Origin of the sequence: Lapillicoccus sp., assembly GCF_039935575.1 — a bacterium.
Lineage (GTDB): Bacteria > Actinomycetota > Actinomycetes > Actinomycetales > Dermatophilaceae > Lapillicoccus.
Window position 1 is genome coordinate 1 of record NZ_JBDTKA010000099.1, and the last position, 17,770, is coordinate 17,770.

Below are 17,770 nucleotides of genomic sequence, written 5' to 3' on the forward strand. Positions count from 1 at the left end.
CCTCATCCCGTCCCCTCTTCCGCGTCGTCGGAGACGACCATCTTGTCAGGCGGGGAGGACGCGAGACCGTCCCGGTGGTGGGCTCGTCAGCGAGGCCCAGACGCCTGACCCGAACCGCCCCGCAGGACCGCCGATACGCCGGGACCGGACGCCGCTGTCCCCGCCGTTAGGTAGGGTGATCCGATGAGCGAAACGCCGCAGGCCCGCCCTTCCGAGGGTGCGTTCGGCGCGCCCCCGGGGGCCCCGCAGTGGTCTCCTCAGCAGCCGGCTCACCCACCGCAGGTCCAGCAGCAGCAGGCGTATCCCCCGCCCCCGCAGGGCTACCCGCAGCCGGGCCCCCCGGCATACCAGCAGGGGTATGCCGGTTATGCCCCGCCGACCGCACCCTTCGCGACCAGCGCGCTCGTCCTGCTCGTCGTGTCGGTCATCGCCGTCCTCGCGACCGGGATCATCGGCATCCCGAGTGCCGTGATCGCCGTCCTCGCGTGGCGGCTGAACGCCCGGGACCTCGCGGCGTCCCGCAAGCGGACCACGACCGGCTGGATCGTGCTGGCCGTCAACTTCGCTATTGCCATCCCCTTGCTCATCTGGTTCTACACATGGGCGCTGTCCAACCGATGAGGTCGCTGACGTGAACGACGGACCACTGATTGTCCAGAGCGACAAGACCCTCCTGCTCGAGGTCGACCACCCCGGGGCGCAGGAGGCGCGGCGTGCGATCGCGCCGTTTGCCGAGCTCGAGCGCGCTCCCGAGCACGTGCACACCTACCGCGTCACCCCCCTCGGCCTGTGGAACGCGCGAGCCGCCGGCCACGACGCCGAGCAGGTGGTCAACGCACTGCTGACGCACAGTCGGTATGCCGTACCGCAGGCGCTGCTCATCGACATCGCCGACACGATGGCCCGTTACGGTCGACTGACCCTCGAGAAGAACCCGACCATGGGCCTGACCCTGCACACCACGGACCGGCCCGTCCTCGAGGAGATCCTGCGGCACAAGAAGATCCAGCCGCTGCTCGGCGCGCGCATCGACGACCTCACCGTCGCCGTGCACCCCTCCGAGCGGGGCCACCTCAAGCAGGAGCTGCTCAAGGTCGGGTGGCCGGCCGAAGACCTCGCCGGATACGTCGACGGCGAGGCGCACCCGATCACGCTCGACACGACGAGCTGGTCACTACGCCCCTACCAGCAGCACGCGGTGGACGGGTTCTGGCACGGCGGGTCCGGGGTCGTCGTCCTGCCATGCGGCGCCGGCAAGACCTTGGTCGGCGCCGGGGCGATGGCTGCCGCCGGCGCGACCACACTGATCCTCGTGACCAACACCGTGTCGGCGCGGCAGTGGAAGGACGAGCTGCTGCGGCGCACGTCACTCACCGAGGACGAGATCGGCGAGTACTCGGGCGCTCGTAAGGAGATCCGGCCGGTCACCATCGCGACATACCAGGTGCTGACCACCAGGCGGAAGGGCATCTATACCCACCTCGACCTGCTGGACGCCCGTGACTGGGGGCTCATCCTCTACGACGAGGTGCACCTGCTGCCGGCTCCGATCTTCCGGATGACCGCAGATCTGCAGGCCCGGCGGCGCCTCGGCCTGACCGCGACCCTGGTGCGTGAGGACGGCCGCGAGGGCGACGTGTTCTCCCTCATCGGCCCCAAGCGCTACGACGCGCCGTGGAAGGACATCGAGGCGCAGGGCTACATCGCTCCGGCGGACTGTGTCGAGGTACGCGTATCGCTGCCGGACGGCCAGCGGATGGCCTACGCGATGTCCGAGCCCGACGAGCGTTACCGGTTGGCGTCGTGCAGCAGCGCCAAGGACCCCGTGGTCGAGCAGCTCGTCGAGCGGCACCGAGGTGAGCCGACGCTGGTCATCGGCCAGTATCTCGACCAGCTGGACAACCTCGCCGAACGGTTGCACGCCCCGATCATCACCGGCGAGACGACGGTCGCGGTGCGACAGCGGCTCTACCAGGAGTTCCGCGAAGGCGCCGTGCAGCTATTGGTTGTCAGCAAGGTCGCCAACTTCTCGATCGACCTGCCCGAGGCCAGCGTCGCGATCCAGGTGTCCGGCACCTTCGGCTCTCGCCAGGAGGAGGCGCAGCGGCTGGGCCGGGTGCTGCGTCCCAAGGGCGACGGGCACACCGCGCACTTCTACACCGTGGTCGCGCGTGACACCGTCGACGCGGACTTCGCCGCGCACCGGCAGCGCTTCCTGGCCGAGCAGGGGTATGCCTACCGGATCGTCGACGCCGACGACCTCACCCCGCACGAGGAGCTCCCGTGACGTGAGTACGACCGATGACCTCCCGGCGCAGCCGGGCACCCACGAGCTCGCGTTCTCGCCCGAGCCGGCGCCGCCCTCGCCCGACAACCTGGCGGACAACCTGGCAGCCAACGGACCGGAGCCGCGGCAGCCGGCCACGCCCGACGGGCCGGGGCGCAGCGGCCGTACCCGGCTCGCCGGCCGCCTAGGCGCGCCCCGCGTCCCACGTCTCGCAGCCATCGCCGCCTGCGTGGTCCTGCTGCTCGCGGTGGGGTCCCTGGTCGGCTATCTCTGGGTGGTCGCCGACCACGCGAATGGCCGATCCGCCTGGTACCAGCAGGCGTTCGCCTCCTCGACGGCGAGCCTGTCGGCGAGTGACGCGTCGCTCGGCCAGACCAGAACTCAGCTCGCCGACGCGAAGGCCAAGCTCGACACCGCCCAGGCACAGGTGCGTGACCTGGCCAACCAGAAGGCCCAGGCCGACGACCAGATCGCCGACACGAAGAAGGCGTCCGGTCTGTTCACCGCGGCCAACGAGGCGACGACGAAGTGCGCCGACAAGCTGGTCCAGATCGACAACCTGTCCTCGTCGGCGACCAGGTCGACGTTCGACGGGCTCGTCAAGGAGCTCGACTCCGCCTGCTCGGCAGCCAACAACGCCAACAACGCGCTGCGCACCTTCTTGAACCAGAACACCCCCGGTGGCTGAACGCCGCTGTGCCGCGCGGCTGCTCGTGACCGGGGCCATCCTGGCCGGCGTGCTGACGACCTCGGCCTGCGCCGTCCTGCCCGCGATGGGCCCCGCGGTGCCGCCCGAGGCGGCCGGGAGCACGCTCGGGGCCCCCGACCCGGCGACGTCCGCGACCGAGTCCCCCGGCCCGACGCCGAGCCCGACGCCCACGACGACGTCGCTCTTCGGCGACACCTATGCGGCCCTCGACGCCGACTCGACCACCATCGAGCGGTGGGAGGCCAGCGTGCTGCGCATCCGCAGCGTCACGTGCACGGGCGTCTACACCGGCAGCGGCTTCGTCGTCGACCCGCACACGGTCGTGACGAACCAGCACGTGGTCAACGGCGCGAGCCTGATCCAGGTCGACACGGTCGACGGACGGGAGATCAAGGTCAAGGACGTCAGCCAGGCCTCGGACATCGACCTTGCCGTCATCCACACCGACGCGACCCTTCCCGTGCCGTTTCCGCTGGCACCAGGCAATGCCGCCATCGGACAGCACGTCGCGGCCATCGGATATCCCCTCGGTGGCCCCGTCTTCACCAGCACGGGGACCGTCGAGGGCTGGTTCGTGGACACCCAGCTGAAGGGTGGGTTTGCGATGAGGTCGAGCACCGCCGTCGACCACGGCAACTCGGGCGGGCCGATCCTGGACCGCCACGGCGCCGTCGTCGCGGTGGTCTACGCCAAGTCCGGAGACGGCACGGCCGGGTCGATCGGGGTGTCCGTCCTGAGCGCCCACCTCGCCAACGCCAACGGCTTCGCCACCCCGGTCAGCTGCTCCCCGTCCTGATGCCGGCCCGCCGCATACCCAGCACCGCGTTCGGCTGACTCCCAGCAAACTCACAGGTATGCGTCACAGACTCACTTGTCGTGACGACCGACACGACCCCCCACGCGACGCCCGAAGCCAACCTGCTCGTCGTCGAGGACGAGCCCAACATCCGTGAGCTGCTGGCTACCTCGCTGCGGTTCGCTGGGTTCGAGGTCTCCGTGGCGAGCGACGGACGGTCCGCGATCACCAGCGCCTCCGAGCGCAGCCCCGACCTCGTCGTCCTCGACGTCATGCTTCCCGACATGGACGGTTTCGAGGTCACCCGCCGGCTGCGCGAGTCCGGTCGGCAGCTGCCGATCGTGTTCGTCACCGCGCGGGACTCGATCGACGACAAGATCAAGGGGTTGACGGTCGGGGGGGACGACTACGTCACCAAGCCGTTCAGCCTCGAGGAGGTCGTCGCCCGGATCCGCGCGGTGTTGCGGCGCACCCGGGGAGGGGATACCAACACGGCCACCCTCACCTTCCACGACCTCGAGCTCGACGACGACTCGCACGAGGTCCGGCGAGGTGGCAGGGTCATCGAGGTGTCGCCGACGGAGTTCAAGCTGTTGCGCTACCTCATGCTCAACCCCAACAGGGTGCTGTCCAAGGCGCAGATCCTCGATCACGTCTGGGACTACGACTTCCGTGGCGAGTCCGGCATCGTCGAGTCCTACATCTCCTACCTACGCCGCAAGGTGGACACTGTCGAGCCGGCCCTGATCCACACCAAGCGCGGCATCGGCTACGTGCTGCGCCTGCCCCCGGGCAGCGCCACCGCGTGAGCCTGCTCGCGCAGCGCCGCGACTCGCTGCGCGCGGCGGTCGGCGGCATACCGCTGCGGGTCCGGCTGCTCACCGTGGTCGCCGTCCTGCTCGCGCCGGCTCTCTTGGTGTCCAGCCTCATCGTCAACGTGCTGCTGCGCACCTACCTGCTGGACCGCACCGACGAGGAGCTGCGGACCTACGGCGAGATCGCCGCGGCCGTGGCCTACGGCAGCGGGGGCTCGCAGACCATCCAGCCGAACTTCACCGTCCGGCTGTTCCGCCCTGACGGCTCGGGTGGCGTCCGGGTCGCCGAGGCCGCGACCGAGCCCGGTGCCCAGCCGGCGATCCCTCCCCTGGCCGCGACCGACCCCCGGGTGATCAAGATGATGCCGTTCACTGTCGGCTCGGTCGACACCGCCGACGACGACCTCAAGTGGCGGGCCGTCGCCGGTCAGAACCAGAACCGCGACGCTGTCTACGTTGTCGCGGTTCCGCTGCGCCAGATGGAAGACACCCTGCGCAGCGTGCGAGCCTACGCCGCGCTCATCGGCCTCGTCGTGCTCGCCGCGGCCCTGCTGATCGGGTGGTTCCTGATGCGGCGCGCCTTCCGACCCCTCACCCAGATCGAGGACACCGCCGCGGCCATCGCGGCGGGTGACCTGAGCCAGCGTGTTCCCGAGCCCCAGAGCCGAGACGAGGTGGCCTCCCTGTCGCGGTCGCTCAACGCGATGCTGAGCCAGGTCGAGCACTCGTTCGCCGTGCGGGAGGCCTCTGAGGAGCGGATGCGCCAGTTCGTCGCCGATGCCTCGCACGAGCTGCGTACGCCGCTGGCGACCGTGCGTGGGTACGCCGAGCTCTACCGGCAGGGTGCTGTGAGCAAACCCGAGGACGTCGCCCTCGCCTTCGGGCGCGTCGAGGGCGAGGCTGCGCGGATGTCGGGCCTGGTCGACGACCTCCTCGTGCTCGCTCGGTTGGACGGCGAACGCCGGATGGACATCGACGACGTCGACCTGGCGGTCCTGGCCGGGGACGCCACCCAGGACGCGCGGGTTCTGGCGCCCGACCGGCACGTGCGGCTCGTCGGCATCGGCGGCCCGCTCGGCCCGGTGCACGTGGCCGGCGACGAGCAACGGCTGCGCCAGGTCGTGACGAACCTGGTCTCCAACGCCCTCAACCACACCCCCTCAGGCACACCGGTCGAGATCGCGGTCGGGATCCGGCCCGGCGGGATCGCGGCGCTGGAGGTCCGCGACCACGGCGAGGGGATCGACGCCGCCCGGGCGCGGCGTGTCTTCGAGCGGTTCTACCGGGCCGACCCCGCACGCAGTCGCAGCGGCGCGGGTGGGGGTAACGGCCTTGGGCTCGCCATCGTGGCCGCCATCGTGGCCTCCCACGACGGCAAGGTCGGCGTCGCGCAGACCCCTGGCGGCGGCGCGACCTTCGTTCTCGAACTCCCACAGCACCTTCACAGGGATGCCAAAGCGCACGTTGACGACGACGAGGTCTAGTGGTCATCAGAGAGCCAGGAGGTCCCACCGGACCCGGCGAGCCAGAGAGGGAACTACCGATGACGCAGCAGACGCACCCAGGGAGCTCCGGGAGTCCGACCCCCGACGAGACGCCCGCCAACGAAGGCGCGGAGCACACCGGAGCGCCGGCCGTCTCCGGCGACAGCACCGAGCGCACGCAGGCCCTCGAGCGCACCAGCCCCCCGCTGTGGGCCTCGAACCCGAACCAGGGTTACGGCTTCGGCACGCCGCAGGAGGCGCCGCGTACAGAGTGGTTCGGTGCGGGAGTGGGTGGCGGCAATGGCGGCAATGGCGAAGGTGGCAGCAATGGGATGAGTGGCGGCCACCCGGTCTACCCGACCCCCACGCCCACCCCGACCCCTGCGCCGAGGAACAAGGGCGGCAGGGGCGTCGGCCAGCTGACCGCGGTCGCGCTTCTCGCCGCGGTCCTGGCTAGTGGCGGGACCTTCGTCGCGACCCGTTATGCCGCACCCACCGTGGCGGCGACCACCACCGCCGCGACCACGACCCAGTCCAACGGGAGCTCTTCGCCGCAGGTCATCCAGGGCAGCGCCACGGCGCCGGACTGGACCGCGACCGCCAAGGCGGTGGCCCCGAGCGTCGTGTCGATCACCGTCGCCAGCGCGCAGGCCCAGGGCCAGGGTTCGGGCGTCGTCCTCGACAGTCAGGGCCACATCCTCACCAACAACCACGTCGCCACCGGCGCGGGAACGGGCGCCACGATCAGCGTCACCCTCAACGACGGCCGCACCTATGACGCGAAGATCGTCGGCACCGACCCGACCACCGACCTCGCCGTGCTGCTCATCTCCAACCCGCCCAGTGACCTGGTCCCGATGAGCATCGGTGACTCCAAGTCACTCACCGTGGGCCAGCCGGTCATGGCCATCGGCAACCCGCTGGGGCTCTCCGGAACCGTCACAACCGGCATCGTCAGCGCGCTCAACCGCCCGGTGTCCACCCAGGCGAGTGAGTCCCCCCAGGGCCAGCAGGGCCAGCAGGGCCAGCAGGGGTCGCCGGGTCAGACGCCAGGCTCGGGGACCGCCGGCCCCGTGGTCACCAACGCGATCCAGACCTCGGCCGCGATCAACCCCGGCAACTCCGGTGGTGCCCTGGTGACCGCGGACGGCAAGCTGATCGGGATCAACAGCTCGATCGCGTCGCTGGGCTCGTCCTCCAGCAGCCAGAGCGGCAGCATCGGCATCGGCTTCGCCATCCCGTCCAACGAGGCCAAGTCGATCGCCGACCAGCTGATCTCGAGCGGCAAGGCCGCGCACGCCTACATCGGTGTCTCGGCAACCGACACCACCGTCACCGACGGCAGCTCGAAGCGCCAGGCGGCGCTCGTCCACGCGGTCACGGCCGGCACCCCGGCGGCGACAGCAGGCCTGCAGGCGGGCGACGCCGTCATCGCCATCGACGGTCAGTCGATCCAGTCCTCTGAGTCTCTCGTCGCGGCCATTCACGAGCACAAGGTGGGCGACACGGTGACCATGACCGTCGTCCGCGGCTCACAACAGCAGGACCTCAAGGTCACCCTGGCCGCCCGTCCCGGCTAGGGGAGGTAAGCCGCCCGCCTTTTCCCTGGTTCGCGGGCCGGCTACCTCAGAGGGGGCCCCCACAGGTAGATTGCTGCGCTTGCCTTTTCGCAACCGCACCCCTGTGGAGGGCCCCTTCGTTATGCCCACCGACCTGCCTCCCAGCCATCCGCCCAGCCATCCGCCCAGCCATCCTCCCGACGGCCTGTCCGAGGAACAGGCGTACCTCGCCCGGGCCCGTGTCGAGCTGGCCCGGATGCGCGAGCACACCCTGTCCATGCGAGCCGCCGGCGGCGACCGCGTCTCCGACGAGCTCCTGGCCCTGACGCTGCAACGCCGGGCTGCCCAGCTCGTCGACGACCCCCGTAGCACCCTGTTCTTCGGACGGCTCGACCTCGAGCGTCCAGTCCACCCTGGGAGTGACCCGGAGCGCTGGTATGTCGGGCGCCGGCACGTCAACGACGAGGCTGGGGACCCGCTCGTCATCGACTGGCGCGCGGACCTGTCCGGTGCGTTCTACCGCGCGAGCCGCACCGAACCGATGGGGGTGCGGCTGCGCCGCCGGTTCGGGGTCGACCGTGGCCAGCTGACCGCATACGAGGACGAGCATCTCACCGCCCCTGAACCAGCGGACGTCGGGCGTAGCCGGATCCTCGCCGACGAGATCGAGCGTCCGCGGGTGGGCCCGATGCGCGACATCGTCGCGACCATCCAGCCGGAGCAGGACGAGATCGTCCGCGCCGACGCGGGAACGACCATCTGCGTGCAGGGGGCACCCGGCACCGGCAAGACCGCCGTCGGCCTGCACCGGGCCGCCTGGTTGCTGTATGCGTACCGGGGCCGGTTGGTGCGTTCGGGAGTGCTGGTGGTGGGCCCGAACCGCGCCTTCCTCGACCACATCGGTGCCGTCCTGCCTGCCCTGGGTGAGGTCGACGTCCGGCACACCACCATCGAAGACCTGACCGCGACCGTCCCCGTGCGCGCCCTCGACCGGGCCGCGGTCGCGGTGCTCAAGGGCGACCCCCGGATGGGTGAGCTGCTCGAACGGGCCGTATGGTCCCACGTCGCCCACCCGACAGAGCCCCTGGTCGTCCCGCGCGGAGCACGCAAGTGGCGGGTCCCGGCAGACGAGGTCCGCGAGATCCTGGGCGAGCTGCGGGAACGTCAGATCCGTTATGGCGCAGCCCGGGGCGTATTGCCGCAACGCCTTGCGCACCGCGTGCTGTTGGCGATGGAGCTCAGCGGTGACTCACCCGACGACCGGGTTCAGGACGCCGTCGCTCGCAGCACAGCGGTCAAGGCCTACACGTCGCAGGTGTGGCCGGCCCTCGACCCGAGGCAGGTCCTGTTCGAGCTGTGGAGCAACCCGACGGCGCTGGCCGCACATGCCGACGGCCTGCTCTCCGAGGCAGAGCAGACTCTGTTGACCTGGTCGAAACCGCCGCGCACGAAGGGTTCCGCGCAATGGACCGCGGCCGACGCGGTGCTGCTGGACGAGCTGACCGACCTCATCGACCGCACCCCGAGCCTCGGCCATGTCGTCCTCGACGAAGCTCAGGACCTCTCGCCGATGCAGCTGCGCGCGGTGGGACGACGGTGCTCGACCGGCTCGGCGACGGTGCTCGGGGACATCGCGCAGGGCACTACCGCCTGGGCGACCGAGTCCTGGGCGGCGTCGCTGGAGCACCTGGGCAAACCTGGTGCACACGTCGAGATCCTCGATCGCGGCTTCCGGGTGCCGGCTTCCGTGATCGACTATGCCGCCCGACTGTTGCCGTCGATGGCGCCCGGGTTGGGAGCTCCGGTCTCGGTTCGGGACAACCCGGGGCGGCTCGACGTGGTCCGGGTGGCCGGTCCCGAGGTCGTCACCCGGGTCGTGCAGGTCGTGTCGACGATGGCGGCCGAACCTGGTTCCCTAGGGGTTATTTCGCCAGTCGGTATGGTTGCGGATCTCTCGACTGCGTTGCGCAAGAATGGAATCGAGCACGGCGTGCTGGGCGCCGACCACGGAGACGTCGACCATCAGGTCGTCCTCGTCCCTGCAGCCGTGGCCAAGGGCCTGGAGTTCGACAATGTGGTCGTCGTCGAACCGGCCGCGATCGCGGCGCACGAGCCGGACACTCGGACCGGACTGCGCCGGCTCTACGTCGTCCTCACCCGAGCGGTCTCGGCTCTGACCGTCGTCCACTCGGAACCGCTGCCCCCGCAGCTGGCCGGTCCAGAACGGTGAGCCTGGCTGCCGGCCCAGACCGATTCGACGCTGCGTCAGGTCACTTGACCCACCATGGATGGGGCGTCATGCGGCTCGACGCAGCGTCGAGTCGCGGCTTGGGGCGTCGAGTCGAGGGGCCGGGACGTCAGAGGTGGTCGTGCCTGGACGTGGCCGCGGTGGCGAAGGCGCGAGCGAGCGGCAAGATCAGCACCACCGCCACCAGCGGCACCACGAAGCCTCCCCGCAGACCGCTCCCCGTGCTGATCAGGCCCGTGACCACCCCGCCGAGGACGAACCCGAGGTAGTTGAACTGGTTGAGCCTCGCCACCAGCGCGTCGATCCGCTGCCGCCGGCCCGGGTCGGGGCCGGCGAGTCGGCCGGCGGCGGCGAACGTCAGGGGCGCCACTACGGCCAGACCGGCGCCCAGGACGGCGAAACCGGCGATCGCGAGGGCCGGGGCCGGCGCGGCGATGACCAGGAACAGTCCGAGGATCCCGACCACGGCGGCGCTGCGGACCACCGTTACCGGGCCCCGCCGGCGCACGACCAGGTCACCGACGAGTCGTGAGCCCAGGCTGGTGGCCTGGTAAGCGCCGTACGCCAGCGGTGCCACGGTCGCCGACGCCAGCAGCACGTCACTGAGGTAGATCGACGACCACGAGGCGGCCGCTGAGTCGGCGACGTAGAACAGGACCAGTGCGGAGCCCAGGAGGGCCAGCGACCGCCAGGGAGTCGCAGGACCACGACCTTCGGGGCCTGCCGGCCCACCGGCCGGGGGACCGGCGCGCAGGAACGGGGCGCCGGCGACGAGGACCATGACCGCGGCCACGGGGAGCAGTGCCGGAGCCAGCCCCAAGTCGAGCGCGGACGCGCCTGCTGTCGCCAGGGCTCCGAGGATCCCGCCGACACTCCACGCCGCGTGGAACGACGTCAGGATGGACCGGCCGTACTCGGCCTCCAACGCGACCGCCTGCATATTCGTAGTGGCGTCGATGAGCCCGAGGGCCAGGCCATAGACACCGATCCCGACGCAGAACACCACGAACGACGGGGCCAGTCCTGTCACCGTGAGACCGACCGCCGCCGTGGCCAGCGCGAGGCGCAGCGTCGTCCCGCTCCCCACCCGGCCGGCCAGGACAGCAGCCAGGACCGAACCCCCACCGGCGAGCAGTGCGACGCAGAACATGATGGCCGTGACCGCGAGGTCGTCCAGCCCCCAGCGGTCCTTCAGGGCCGGGAGATGGGTCAGCACCGTCGCGAACCCGAGGCCCTGGGCCGCGAACGCGACCCACACCGCGACCCGAGCGCGGGCGCGTACGGGCTCGTCGGTTGTCGCAGCACTGCTCATGCCGGCGACTATCGGGGTCCCGCCCGCTCTCCGTCAAGTGATCTGGTCGGGCAACTTGGTCGCGTGACCAAGAACTCCTCCGAATGTCTTGACCTGGCTGCCGGGTTGCCCGGACGATATCCGTCATGCCGCGTATCGCCGCCGCCGAACGGCGCGCTCTGTTGCTCGACGCGGCGTGGCGGGTGCTGCTGGACCATGGCGTGGCAGGGGCGACGACGCGCGCGATCTGCGCCGAGGCCGGGATGCCGCAAGGGTCCTTCCACTACTGCTTCGACAGCCGCAACGAGCTGTTGACCGAGCTCGCCGCGGACCTGCTTCCCCGCGAGCTCTCCGCAGCAGCGGCGGCCGTCGTACGGGGCGGGTCCCTCGTCGACACCGTGCACCGAGCTCTGCTGGCGTACTGGGAGCTGGTCGAGAGCGAGCCGCAGGTGCACCAGGTCGTCTACGAGATCACCGCCATGTCGCTGCGCGAGCCGGCGCTGGCCGACCCGGCCAAGGTGCGCTACGCGGCATACCCCCTGGCCGTCACGGGGGTGCTCGAGGAGATCGCTGCAGTGCGTGGCATCGCCTGGGACCGACCTGTGGACGTCCTCGCGCGCCAGGTCGTTGCGTTGCTGGACGGACTGACCCTGCAGTTCCTGATCGACGCCGACGCCGAGGGCGCCCGCGCCGCACTCCGCGCGTGCGCCGAGGACATCGCGCGGCACCGTCGCCGGGTCCGATATGCCGCCGCCCGCGCCACCGTCCGCGATGGGTCAGTGGCTCCATGACGATCTGGGCCACGCCGTCGAGCACCCTGCGCGCCGCGGTCGCGGATCTGGACCCGCCGTTCGGTGTGCTCGACGACGCCGCGCTGCAGTCCAACGCCACCGACCTGGTCCGTCGGGCGAACGGGAGGACCATTCGACTCGCCACGAAGTCGGTGCGGATCCGGTCGTTGATCCGGCGAACCGTGGACCTATCCGGCTTCTCCGGGCTGCTCGCGTATGCGCTGCCTGAGGCGTTGTGGTTGCACCGCAATGGGTTCGACGACATTGTGGTCGGCTACCCGACCGTCAACCGGGCCGCCCTGACCGCCCTGACCGGCGACGAGTCGGCGTCGTCGTCGATCACGCTGATGGTGGACGACGTCGCGCAGCTGGACATCGTGGACCGGGTGCGGCCAGCCAGCTCGCGGCCGCCCGTGCGCGTCTGTCTCGAGCTGGACGCCGCCTACCGTCCGGCGCCCGGGCTGCACCTCGGAGCGCTCCGGTCTCCCGTGCGTTCGCCGGGCGCGGCTGCGCGACTGGCTCGGCAGATCGTCGACCGCCCGGGGTTCGAGCTTGTGGGGATGATGGCGTACGAGGGGCAGATCGCCGGCGTGGGAAACCGCGGCGGTGGGGTCCGACCTCGCGCCGTCAGGGTGATGCAGCGGCGATCGGCCGCGGAGCTGGTGGAGCGCCGGGCCGCGACGGTCGCCGCCGTGCGGGATATCGCGGACCTCGAGTTCGTCAACGGGGGCGGCACGGGCTCCTTGGAGACCACCTCCGCAGACGAGTCGGTCACCGAGGTCGCGGCCGGGTCCGGCCTGATGGGTCCGGGGCTGTTCGACCGCTACCGCGACTTCCACCCCGCCGCCGCGTCGTTCTTCGTGCTGCCGGTGGTTCGGCGGCCGGGGCGTCAGGTCGCCACGCTGGCCGGTGGTGGCTGGGTGGCCTCGGGGCCTCCCGGAGCAGACCGGCTTCCGGTCCTCGCGGACCCGCCTGGGCTTCGTTACGTCGGACAGGAAGGACCGGGAGAAGTTCAGACGCCGGTGCGCGGCGCCTCGGCCGTCCGGCTGCAGGTCGGCGACCAGGTGTGGCTGCGGCACGCGAAAGCCGGAGAGTCGGCCGAGCACCTGCGCGAGGTGCACCTGGTGGTCGACGGCGCCGTCGCGCAGGTGTGGCCGACCTACCGCGGTGAGGACCAGGTGTTCTGACATGCCGAACATCGCGGACGTAGTGCTGCGCGAGGTTCGATGACGGCACCCGGGAAGACGGGCGGCTGGCAGAACTGGGGGCGGTCAGCAGCGATGACGTTCGCCGAGGTGCGAACGCCGGCTGACGAGAGTGAGGTCGCCGCAGTCCTGCTGTCCGCCAAGGCATCTGGGCGCAGAGTCCGTCCCCTGGGTGCGGGGCACTCGTTCACTCCGATAGCGGTCACCGAGGGGGTCTCGTTGCGGCTGGATCGACTCTCTGGCGTCCGGAGTGCGGACCGCTCGTCCGGGCTCGTCACGGTCGGCGCCGGCATCCGGCTGCGAGACCTATCGGTTCTGCTGCGCACCCATGGGCTCGCCCTGGAGAACACGGGCGACATCGACGCACAGACGCTGGCGGGTGCCATCTCCACCGGAACCCATGGCACCGGAGCGCGGTTCACCGGACTGGCCGGTCAGGTCCGGGCGATGCGGATGGTGCTGGCCGATGGTTCGGTGGTGACCTGCTCGGCCGATCAGCGGTCGGACCTGTTCGAGGCGGCTCGCGTCGGCCTCGGTGCCTTCGGCGTGCTGACCGAGGTGACGCTGCAGTGCGTTCCCGAGTTCCTCCTCTCTGCGGACGAGCACCCGGAGCCGCTGGACGGCGTCCTGGACGGTTTCGCCGAACGCATGGCGGCGACCGACCACGTCGAGTTCTACTGGTTCCCCCACACCGACACTGCGCTGGTGAAGTCGAACACCCGAATGCCCGTGGACACCCCGGGACACCCAATTCCTCTGTGGCGCAATATAATCGACGACGAGCTGATGTCTAACGGTGTCTTCGCAGTCACCTGCCTGCTCGGCAGCACGGTGCCCAGCCTCATACCGACGGTCAACCGGGCCGCTGCCCACCTGGTCTCGGACCGCGCCTACACCGACCAGTCCCACCGGGTCTTCACGTCGCGGCGCCGGGTCCGGTTCCGAGAGATGGAGTATGCCCTCCCGCTCGCCGAGCTCCCCGACGCGTTACGCGCCGTCCGTCGCCTCATCGCCGACCGGGGCTGGCGAATCTCCTTCCCGATGGAGATCCGCGTCGCCGCGGCCGACGACGTATGGTTGTCGACGGCATACGGGCGGGACACCGCCTATCTGGCGGTGCACCGTTACTACCGTGAACCGTTCGCCGAGTTCTTCACTGCAGTCGAGCACGTGCTCACGGGCGTCGGCGGCCGGCCGCACTGGGGCAAGCTGCACACCCTTGACTCAGAGGCGCTGGCGCCGCTCTACCCACGCTTCGACGACGCCTTACGCGTGCGCGACGAGGTCGACCCGAACCGGGTTTTCGGCAACGACTACCTGGAGCGCGTCCTGTGCCGGGGTTGATCACCCGGTGGGCTGCGGACCTGGTTTCCCTCAACCCGGACGCTGACCCTGACGACGTCGCCGCCGTCGGTGCCGAGCTGCTGGCTCGCTGGACCGAGTCGCACCGCCGCTACCACTCGACCCGGCACCTGGTGGAGATGTTCTGGGCTCTCGAGGATCTCACCGACGCCGGCGAGCTCACCGAGGACGAGGCCAGGCTGGCCCGGGTCGCGGCTTGGCTGCACGACGCGCAGTACGACCCCGCCGCCTCCCCGGGCGCCAACGAGGCCGCGAGCGCCCGGCTGGCAACCACGGTGCTCCCCCGGGCCGGTCTCGCCGCGACGGATACGGCCGTCGTCGTCGAGCTGGTCGAGATGACCGCGGCCCACGAGGTGCCGCACGGCTCGTCTCTCCAGCGGGCCTTCCACGATGCCGACCTCTGGATCCTCGCGGCTCCGCGGGAGCGCTTCGACGGTTACTGCGGTCAGGTGCGGGAGGAGTATGCCGCGGTGCCCGACGAGGTGTACCGCCTGGGGCGCACCGCGATCCTGCGCGGCCTGGTCGGTCCCGACGGCATCTACCTGTCGGCTTACGGGACCGAGCACTGGGAGGACCCGGCCCGTGAGAACGTCGCTCGTGAGCTGGCCCGGTTGGCCCAGCTGGACTAACAGCCGGTGGGTGGTTCCGGGGCGTTGGGTTGTCGTCCGCCAATCGCCGCACCGTAGCTGCACCGTAGCTGCACCGTGGCTGCACCGTGGCCGCACCGTGGCCGCACCGTGGCCTGGCCTGAACGGCCCTCGTCAGCCGAACAGACGCTCTGCCAGCGGCCACCAGAACTCGTCACCACACAACGCCTCGAGCTGCACCCAGTCCACCCATTGCCAGCCGTCCACGTCGTCCTCGCTGGCGGTCAGCACGGGCCCCGCGGCTGCGAGCTGCGCGCGGAAGACCTGCAGGTAGCTGCGTCCCGGGAGCCACCGACCCAGGACCGCACCGGTGATCTCGAACCGCTCGTACGCGCATGGCGTCAGGTCACGTCCGGCCAGGACCAGCCCGGTCTCCTCCGCCACCTCGCGCACCGCACCCACGGCTGCGGGCTCGCCCGCCTCGAGCCAGCCGCCCGGTGACCCCCACGAGTCGCGGCGCGGCGAGTGCACCAGCGCGAACCGGCCGTCGACATCTTGTACGAACACCATCGCGGCGAACACCCCTGGCCGGTCGATCAGCCGGTCTGAGGCGATGAGGTCGACCGAGGCTGTCGTCCCGTCCGGGAAGACCATCGACGGCACCCGCGCCACCGGCCAGTCACCCTTGCGCTTGCGTAGCCGCAGGCCACTGGCGACCAGCAGGCGCACGACGTTGCCGCCGGAGGTCGAAGTCGCCCCAGCGGCCAAGACCGCGGCATACCGCTCGTGCGGCACGTCGTAGTGGTCGCCCTCGAACGAGCGCGGGTGCAACCCGACCCGGGCTGCGAACTCGTGCAGCTCGGCGAGCGAGGCGTCGCTGACGAGGTGCGCGAACACGGTGCCGTGTCGCGGCCAGATCGGCTGGTCGATCCAGATGCTCATCGGGAGTCACCGTAGCCGCGAGCCTGTGGACAACGCACGCGCCGGTATGCGCCCGTTGCTTACGGTCGACAGGACAGCACCCGACAACCCAAGGAGTTCTCGTGTTCACCGTCGACACCGACCGCATCCAGGCGGCCTCGTCAGACATGTCCGGCATCGCCGGCGACATCGAGTCGTCGGTAGGCGCCATGCACGCCCGGCTCAGCTCGCTCGAAGGGTCCTGGTCCGGCGCGGCCGCCGCCGAGTTCCAGGGCCTGGTCACCGAGTGGGCCGCCCTGCAGGACCGGGTCCGCTCCGACCTCGCCCAGATCGCCGCCCTCACCGCCCGAGCCAGCGGGACCTACCGTGAGACCGAGGAGGGGGTGCGCGGGATGTTCGCCCACTGACGAGCGCACCGGCATACGGCAAGGCTGTGATGGGTATGCGCGAAGGCGGCCCCCCTATCGGGGAGCCGCCTCGCGTTGGAGCGGGGTGGTGCTGGACTCAGAAGTCCATGCCGCCCATGCCACCGTCGCCGCCGGGCATCGCCGGCTGAGCCTTCTCGGGCTTGTCGGCGATGACTGCCTCGGTGGTGAGGAACAGCGCGGCGATGCTCGCGGCGTTCTGCAGCGCGGACCTGGTCACCTTGACCGGGTCGTTGATGCCGGCCTTGAGCATGTCGACGTACTCGCCGGTCGCGGCGTTCAGACCGTGACCCTTCTTGAGGCCGCGGACCTTCTCTGCCACGACGCCGCCCTCGAGGCCGGCGTTGATGGCGATCTGCTTGAGCGGAGCCTCGGCCGCGACGCGCACGATGTTGGCGCCGGTAGCCTCGTCACCCTCGAGGTCGAGCTTGTCGAAGACCTTCTTGACGGCCTGGATGAGAGCCACGCCACCACCGGCGACGATTCCCTCTTCGACGGCCGCCTTGGCGTTGCGGACGGCGTCCTCGATGCGGTGCTTGCGCTCCTTGAGCTCGACCTCGGTGGCCGCGCCTGCCTTGATGACGGCGACGCCGCCGGCCAGCTTGGCGAGGCGCTCCTGGAGCTTCTCGCGGTCGTAGTCCGAGTCCGACTTCTCGATCTCGGCCTTGATCTGGTTGATCCGGCCCTCGATCGCGGACCGGTCCTCCTGGTCCTCGACGATGGTCGTGTCGTCCTTGGTGACGACCACCTTGCGGGCCCGACCGAGCAGGTCCAGGTCGGCGTTCTCGAGCTTGAGACCGACCTCCTCGGACACGACCTGGCCACCGGTGAGGATGGCGATGTCGCCGAGCATGGCCTTGCGGCGGTCGCCGAAACCGGGCGCCTTGACCGCGACGGACTTGAAGGTCCCCCGGATCTTGTTCACGACCAGGGTCGCGAGCGCCTCACCGTCGATGTCCTCGGCGATGATGAGCAGCGGCTTGCCCGACTGCATGACCTTCTCCAGCACGGGCAACAGGTCCTTGACGCTGCTGATCTTGCTGTTGACCACGAGCACGTAGGCGTCGTCGAGGACGGTCTCCATGCGCTCGGTGTCGGTCACGAAGTAGTGCGAGATGTAGCCCTTGTCGAAGCGCATCCCCTCGGTGAGCTCGAGCTCGAGACCCATCGTGTTGGAGTCCTCGACGGTGATGACCCCTTCCTTGCCGACCTTGTCCATCGCCTCGGCGATGAGCTCGCCGATCTGCTCGTCGGCGGCGGAGATGGAGGCGGTCGCAGCGATCTGCTCGC

Annotated in this window: 16 protein-coding genes; 13 read left to right on the forward strand and 3 right to left on the reverse strand. The window is 70.4% G+C overall.

Annotation, left to right across the window (positions count from 1 at the left end; genetic code table 11):
- Nucleotides 1–183 precede the first annotated feature (183 nt).
- The 8 genes from ABI385_RS12255 to ABI385_RS12290 all read left to right on the forward strand — a co-directional run bounded on the left by ABI385_RS12255 (nucleotide 184) and on the right by ABI385_RS12290 (nucleotide 9,880).
- Nucleotides 184–621, forward strand: coding sequence for a hypothetical protein (locus ABI385_RS12255; RefSeq protein WP_348104027.1), 438 nt, complete (start codon nucleotides 184–186; stop codon nucleotides 619–621).
- A gap of 10 nt (nucleotides 622–631) precedes the next feature.
- Nucleotides 632–2,287: a DNA repair helicase XPB gene (locus ABI385_RS12260; protein WP_348104028.1), complete on the forward strand. Its 1,656-nt coding sequence runs from the start codon at nucleotides 632–634 to the stop codon at nucleotides 2,285–2,287.
- Between the two features lies 1 nt (nucleotide 2,288).
- On the forward strand, nucleotides 2,289–2,975 hold the full coding sequence (locus ABI385_RS12265; RefSeq protein ID WP_348104029.1) for a hypothetical protein: 687 nt from the start codon (nucleotides 2,289–2,291) through the stop codon (nucleotides 2,973–2,975).
- Nucleotides 2,968–3,792 carry a trypsin-like peptidase domain-containing protein gene (locus ABI385_RS12270; RefSeq protein WP_348104030.1) on the forward strand — a complete coding sequence of 275 codons (825 nt, stop codon included), beginning with the start codon at nucleotides 2,968–2,970 and terminating at the stop codon, nucleotides 3,790–3,792. Before ABI385_RS12265 ends, ABI385_RS12270 begins: the two co-directional genes overlap by 8 nt.
- Before the next feature lie 80 nt (nucleotides 3,793–3,872).
- Complete coding sequence (locus ABI385_RS12275; protein WP_348104031.1) at nucleotides 3,873–4,601, forward strand: response regulator transcription factor; 729 nt, start codon at nucleotides 3,873–3,875, stop codon at nucleotides 4,599–4,601.
- Nucleotides 4,598–6,091 (forward strand): ATP-binding protein, encoded by a 1,494-nt coding sequence (locus ABI385_RS12280; protein WP_348104032.1) that lies wholly within the window; start codon nucleotides 4,598–4,600, stop codon nucleotides 6,089–6,091. Before ABI385_RS12275 ends, ABI385_RS12280 begins: the two co-directional genes overlap by 4 nt.
- Nucleotides 6,092–6,150: 59 nt before the next feature.
- Nucleotides 6,151–7,671 (forward strand): trypsin-like peptidase domain-containing protein, encoded by a 1,521-nt coding sequence (locus ABI385_RS12285; RefSeq protein ID WP_348104033.1) that lies wholly within the window; start codon nucleotides 6,151–6,153, stop codon nucleotides 7,669–7,671.
- Nucleotides 7,672–7,750: 79 nt separating this feature from the next.
- The gene (locus tag ABI385_RS12290) at nucleotides 7,751–9,880 is read left to right on the forward strand and encodes a HelD family protein (RefSeq protein ID WP_407068270.1); all 2,130 of its coding nucleotides are present in this window, start codon (nucleotides 7,751–7,753) and stop codon (nucleotides 9,878–9,880) included.
- A 127-nt stretch (nucleotides 9,881–10,007) separates the two neighbouring features.
- On the opposite strand, the gene ABI385_RS12295 is transcribed toward ABI385_RS12290, so the two are convergent.
- Nucleotides 10,008–11,210 (reverse strand): MFS transporter, encoded by a 1,203-nt coding sequence (locus ABI385_RS12295; protein ID WP_348104034.1) that lies wholly within the window; start codon nucleotides 11,208–11,210, stop codon nucleotides 10,008–10,010.
- 125 nt (nucleotides 11,211–11,335) lie between these two features.
- On the opposite strand from ABI385_RS12295, the gene ABI385_RS12300 reads away from it, so the two are divergent.
- The 4 genes from ABI385_RS12300 to ABI385_RS12315 are packed head-to-tail and all read left to right on the forward strand — an operon-like array spanning nucleotide 11,336 to nucleotide 15,176.
- On the forward strand, nucleotides 11,336–11,980 hold the full coding sequence (locus ABI385_RS12300; RefSeq protein ID WP_348104035.1) for a TetR/AcrR family transcriptional regulator: 645 nt from the start codon (nucleotides 11,336–11,338) through the stop codon (nucleotides 11,978–11,980).
- Nucleotides 11,977–13,167 carry an amino acid deaminase/aldolase gene (locus tag ABI385_RS12305; RefSeq protein WP_348104036.1) on the forward strand — a complete coding sequence of 397 codons (1,191 nt, stop codon included), beginning with the start codon at nucleotides 11,977–11,979 and terminating at the stop codon, nucleotides 13,165–13,167. Before ABI385_RS12300 ends, ABI385_RS12305 begins: the two co-directional genes overlap by 4 nt.
- A 39-nt stretch (nucleotides 13,168–13,206) precedes the next feature.
- Nucleotides 13,207–14,529: a D-arabinono-1,4-lactone oxidase gene (locus ABI385_RS12310; protein ID WP_348104037.1), complete on the forward strand. Its 1,323-nt coding sequence runs from the start codon at nucleotides 13,207–13,209 to the stop codon at nucleotides 14,527–14,529.
- The gene (locus tag ABI385_RS12315; protein ID WP_348104038.1) at nucleotides 14,517–15,176 is read left to right on the forward strand and encodes a hypothetical protein; all 660 of its coding nucleotides are present in this window, start codon (nucleotides 14,517–14,519) and stop codon (nucleotides 15,174–15,176) included. The genes ABI385_RS12310 and ABI385_RS12315 overlap by 13 nt, the downstream gene beginning before the upstream one ends.
- Nucleotides 15,177–15,308: 132 nt before the next feature.
- Here ABI385_RS12315 and ABI385_RS12320 read toward each other — a convergent pair whose 3' ends face one another.
- Nucleotides 15,309–16,076 carry a DUF4031 domain-containing protein gene (locus tag ABI385_RS12320; RefSeq protein WP_348104039.1) on the reverse strand — a complete coding sequence of 256 codons (768 nt, stop codon included), beginning with the start codon at nucleotides 16,074–16,076 and terminating at the stop codon, nucleotides 15,309–15,311.
- A 101-nt stretch (nucleotides 16,077–16,177) separates the two neighbouring features.
- Between ABI385_RS12320 and ABI385_RS12325 the strand changes: the two genes are divergently transcribed.
- On the forward strand, nucleotides 16,178–16,462 hold the full coding sequence (locus ABI385_RS12325) for a WXG100 family type VII secretion target (RefSeq protein WP_348104040.1): 285 nt from the start codon (nucleotides 16,178–16,180) through the stop codon (nucleotides 16,460–16,462).
- Nucleotides 16,463–16,559: 97 nt separating this feature from the next.
- Here ABI385_RS12325 and groL read toward each other — a convergent pair.
- Nucleotides 16,560–17,770 (reverse strand): chaperonin GroEL (gene groL / locus ABI385_RS12330; RefSeq protein WP_348104041.1); only part of this gene is annotated, 1,211 nt, incomplete at its 5' end.

Excerpts from the sequence above, each read along its gene's own strand:
- ABI385_RS12255 (WP_348104027.1), top strand. The coding sequence starts at position 184 with ATGAGCGAAACGCCGCAGGCCCGCCCTTCCGAGGGTGCGTTCGGCGCG.
- ABI385_RS12285 (WP_348104033.1), top strand. The coding sequence starts at position 6,151 with ATGACGCAGCAGACGCACCCAGGGAGCTCCGGGAGTCCGACCCCCGAC.
- ABI385_RS12295 (WP_348104034.1), bottom strand. The coding sequence starts at position 11,210 with ATGAGCAGTGCTGCGACAACCGACGAGCCCGTACGCGCCCGCGCTCGG.
- ABI385_RS12300 (WP_348104035.1), top strand. The coding sequence starts at position 11,336 with ATGCCGCGTATCGCCGCCGCCGAACGGCGCGCTCTGTTGCTCGACGCG.
- ABI385_RS12305 (WP_348104036.1), top strand. The coding sequence starts at position 11,977 with ATGACGATCTGGGCCACGCCGTCGAGCACCCTGCGCGCCGCGGTCGCG.
- ABI385_RS12310 (WP_348104037.1), top strand. The coding sequence starts at position 13,207 with ATGACGGCACCCGGGAAGACGGGCGGCTGGCAGAACTGGGGGCGGTCA.
- ABI385_RS12320 (WP_348104039.1), bottom strand. The coding sequence starts at position 16,076 with ATGAGCATCTGGATCGACCAGCCGATCTGGCCGCGACACGGCACCGTG.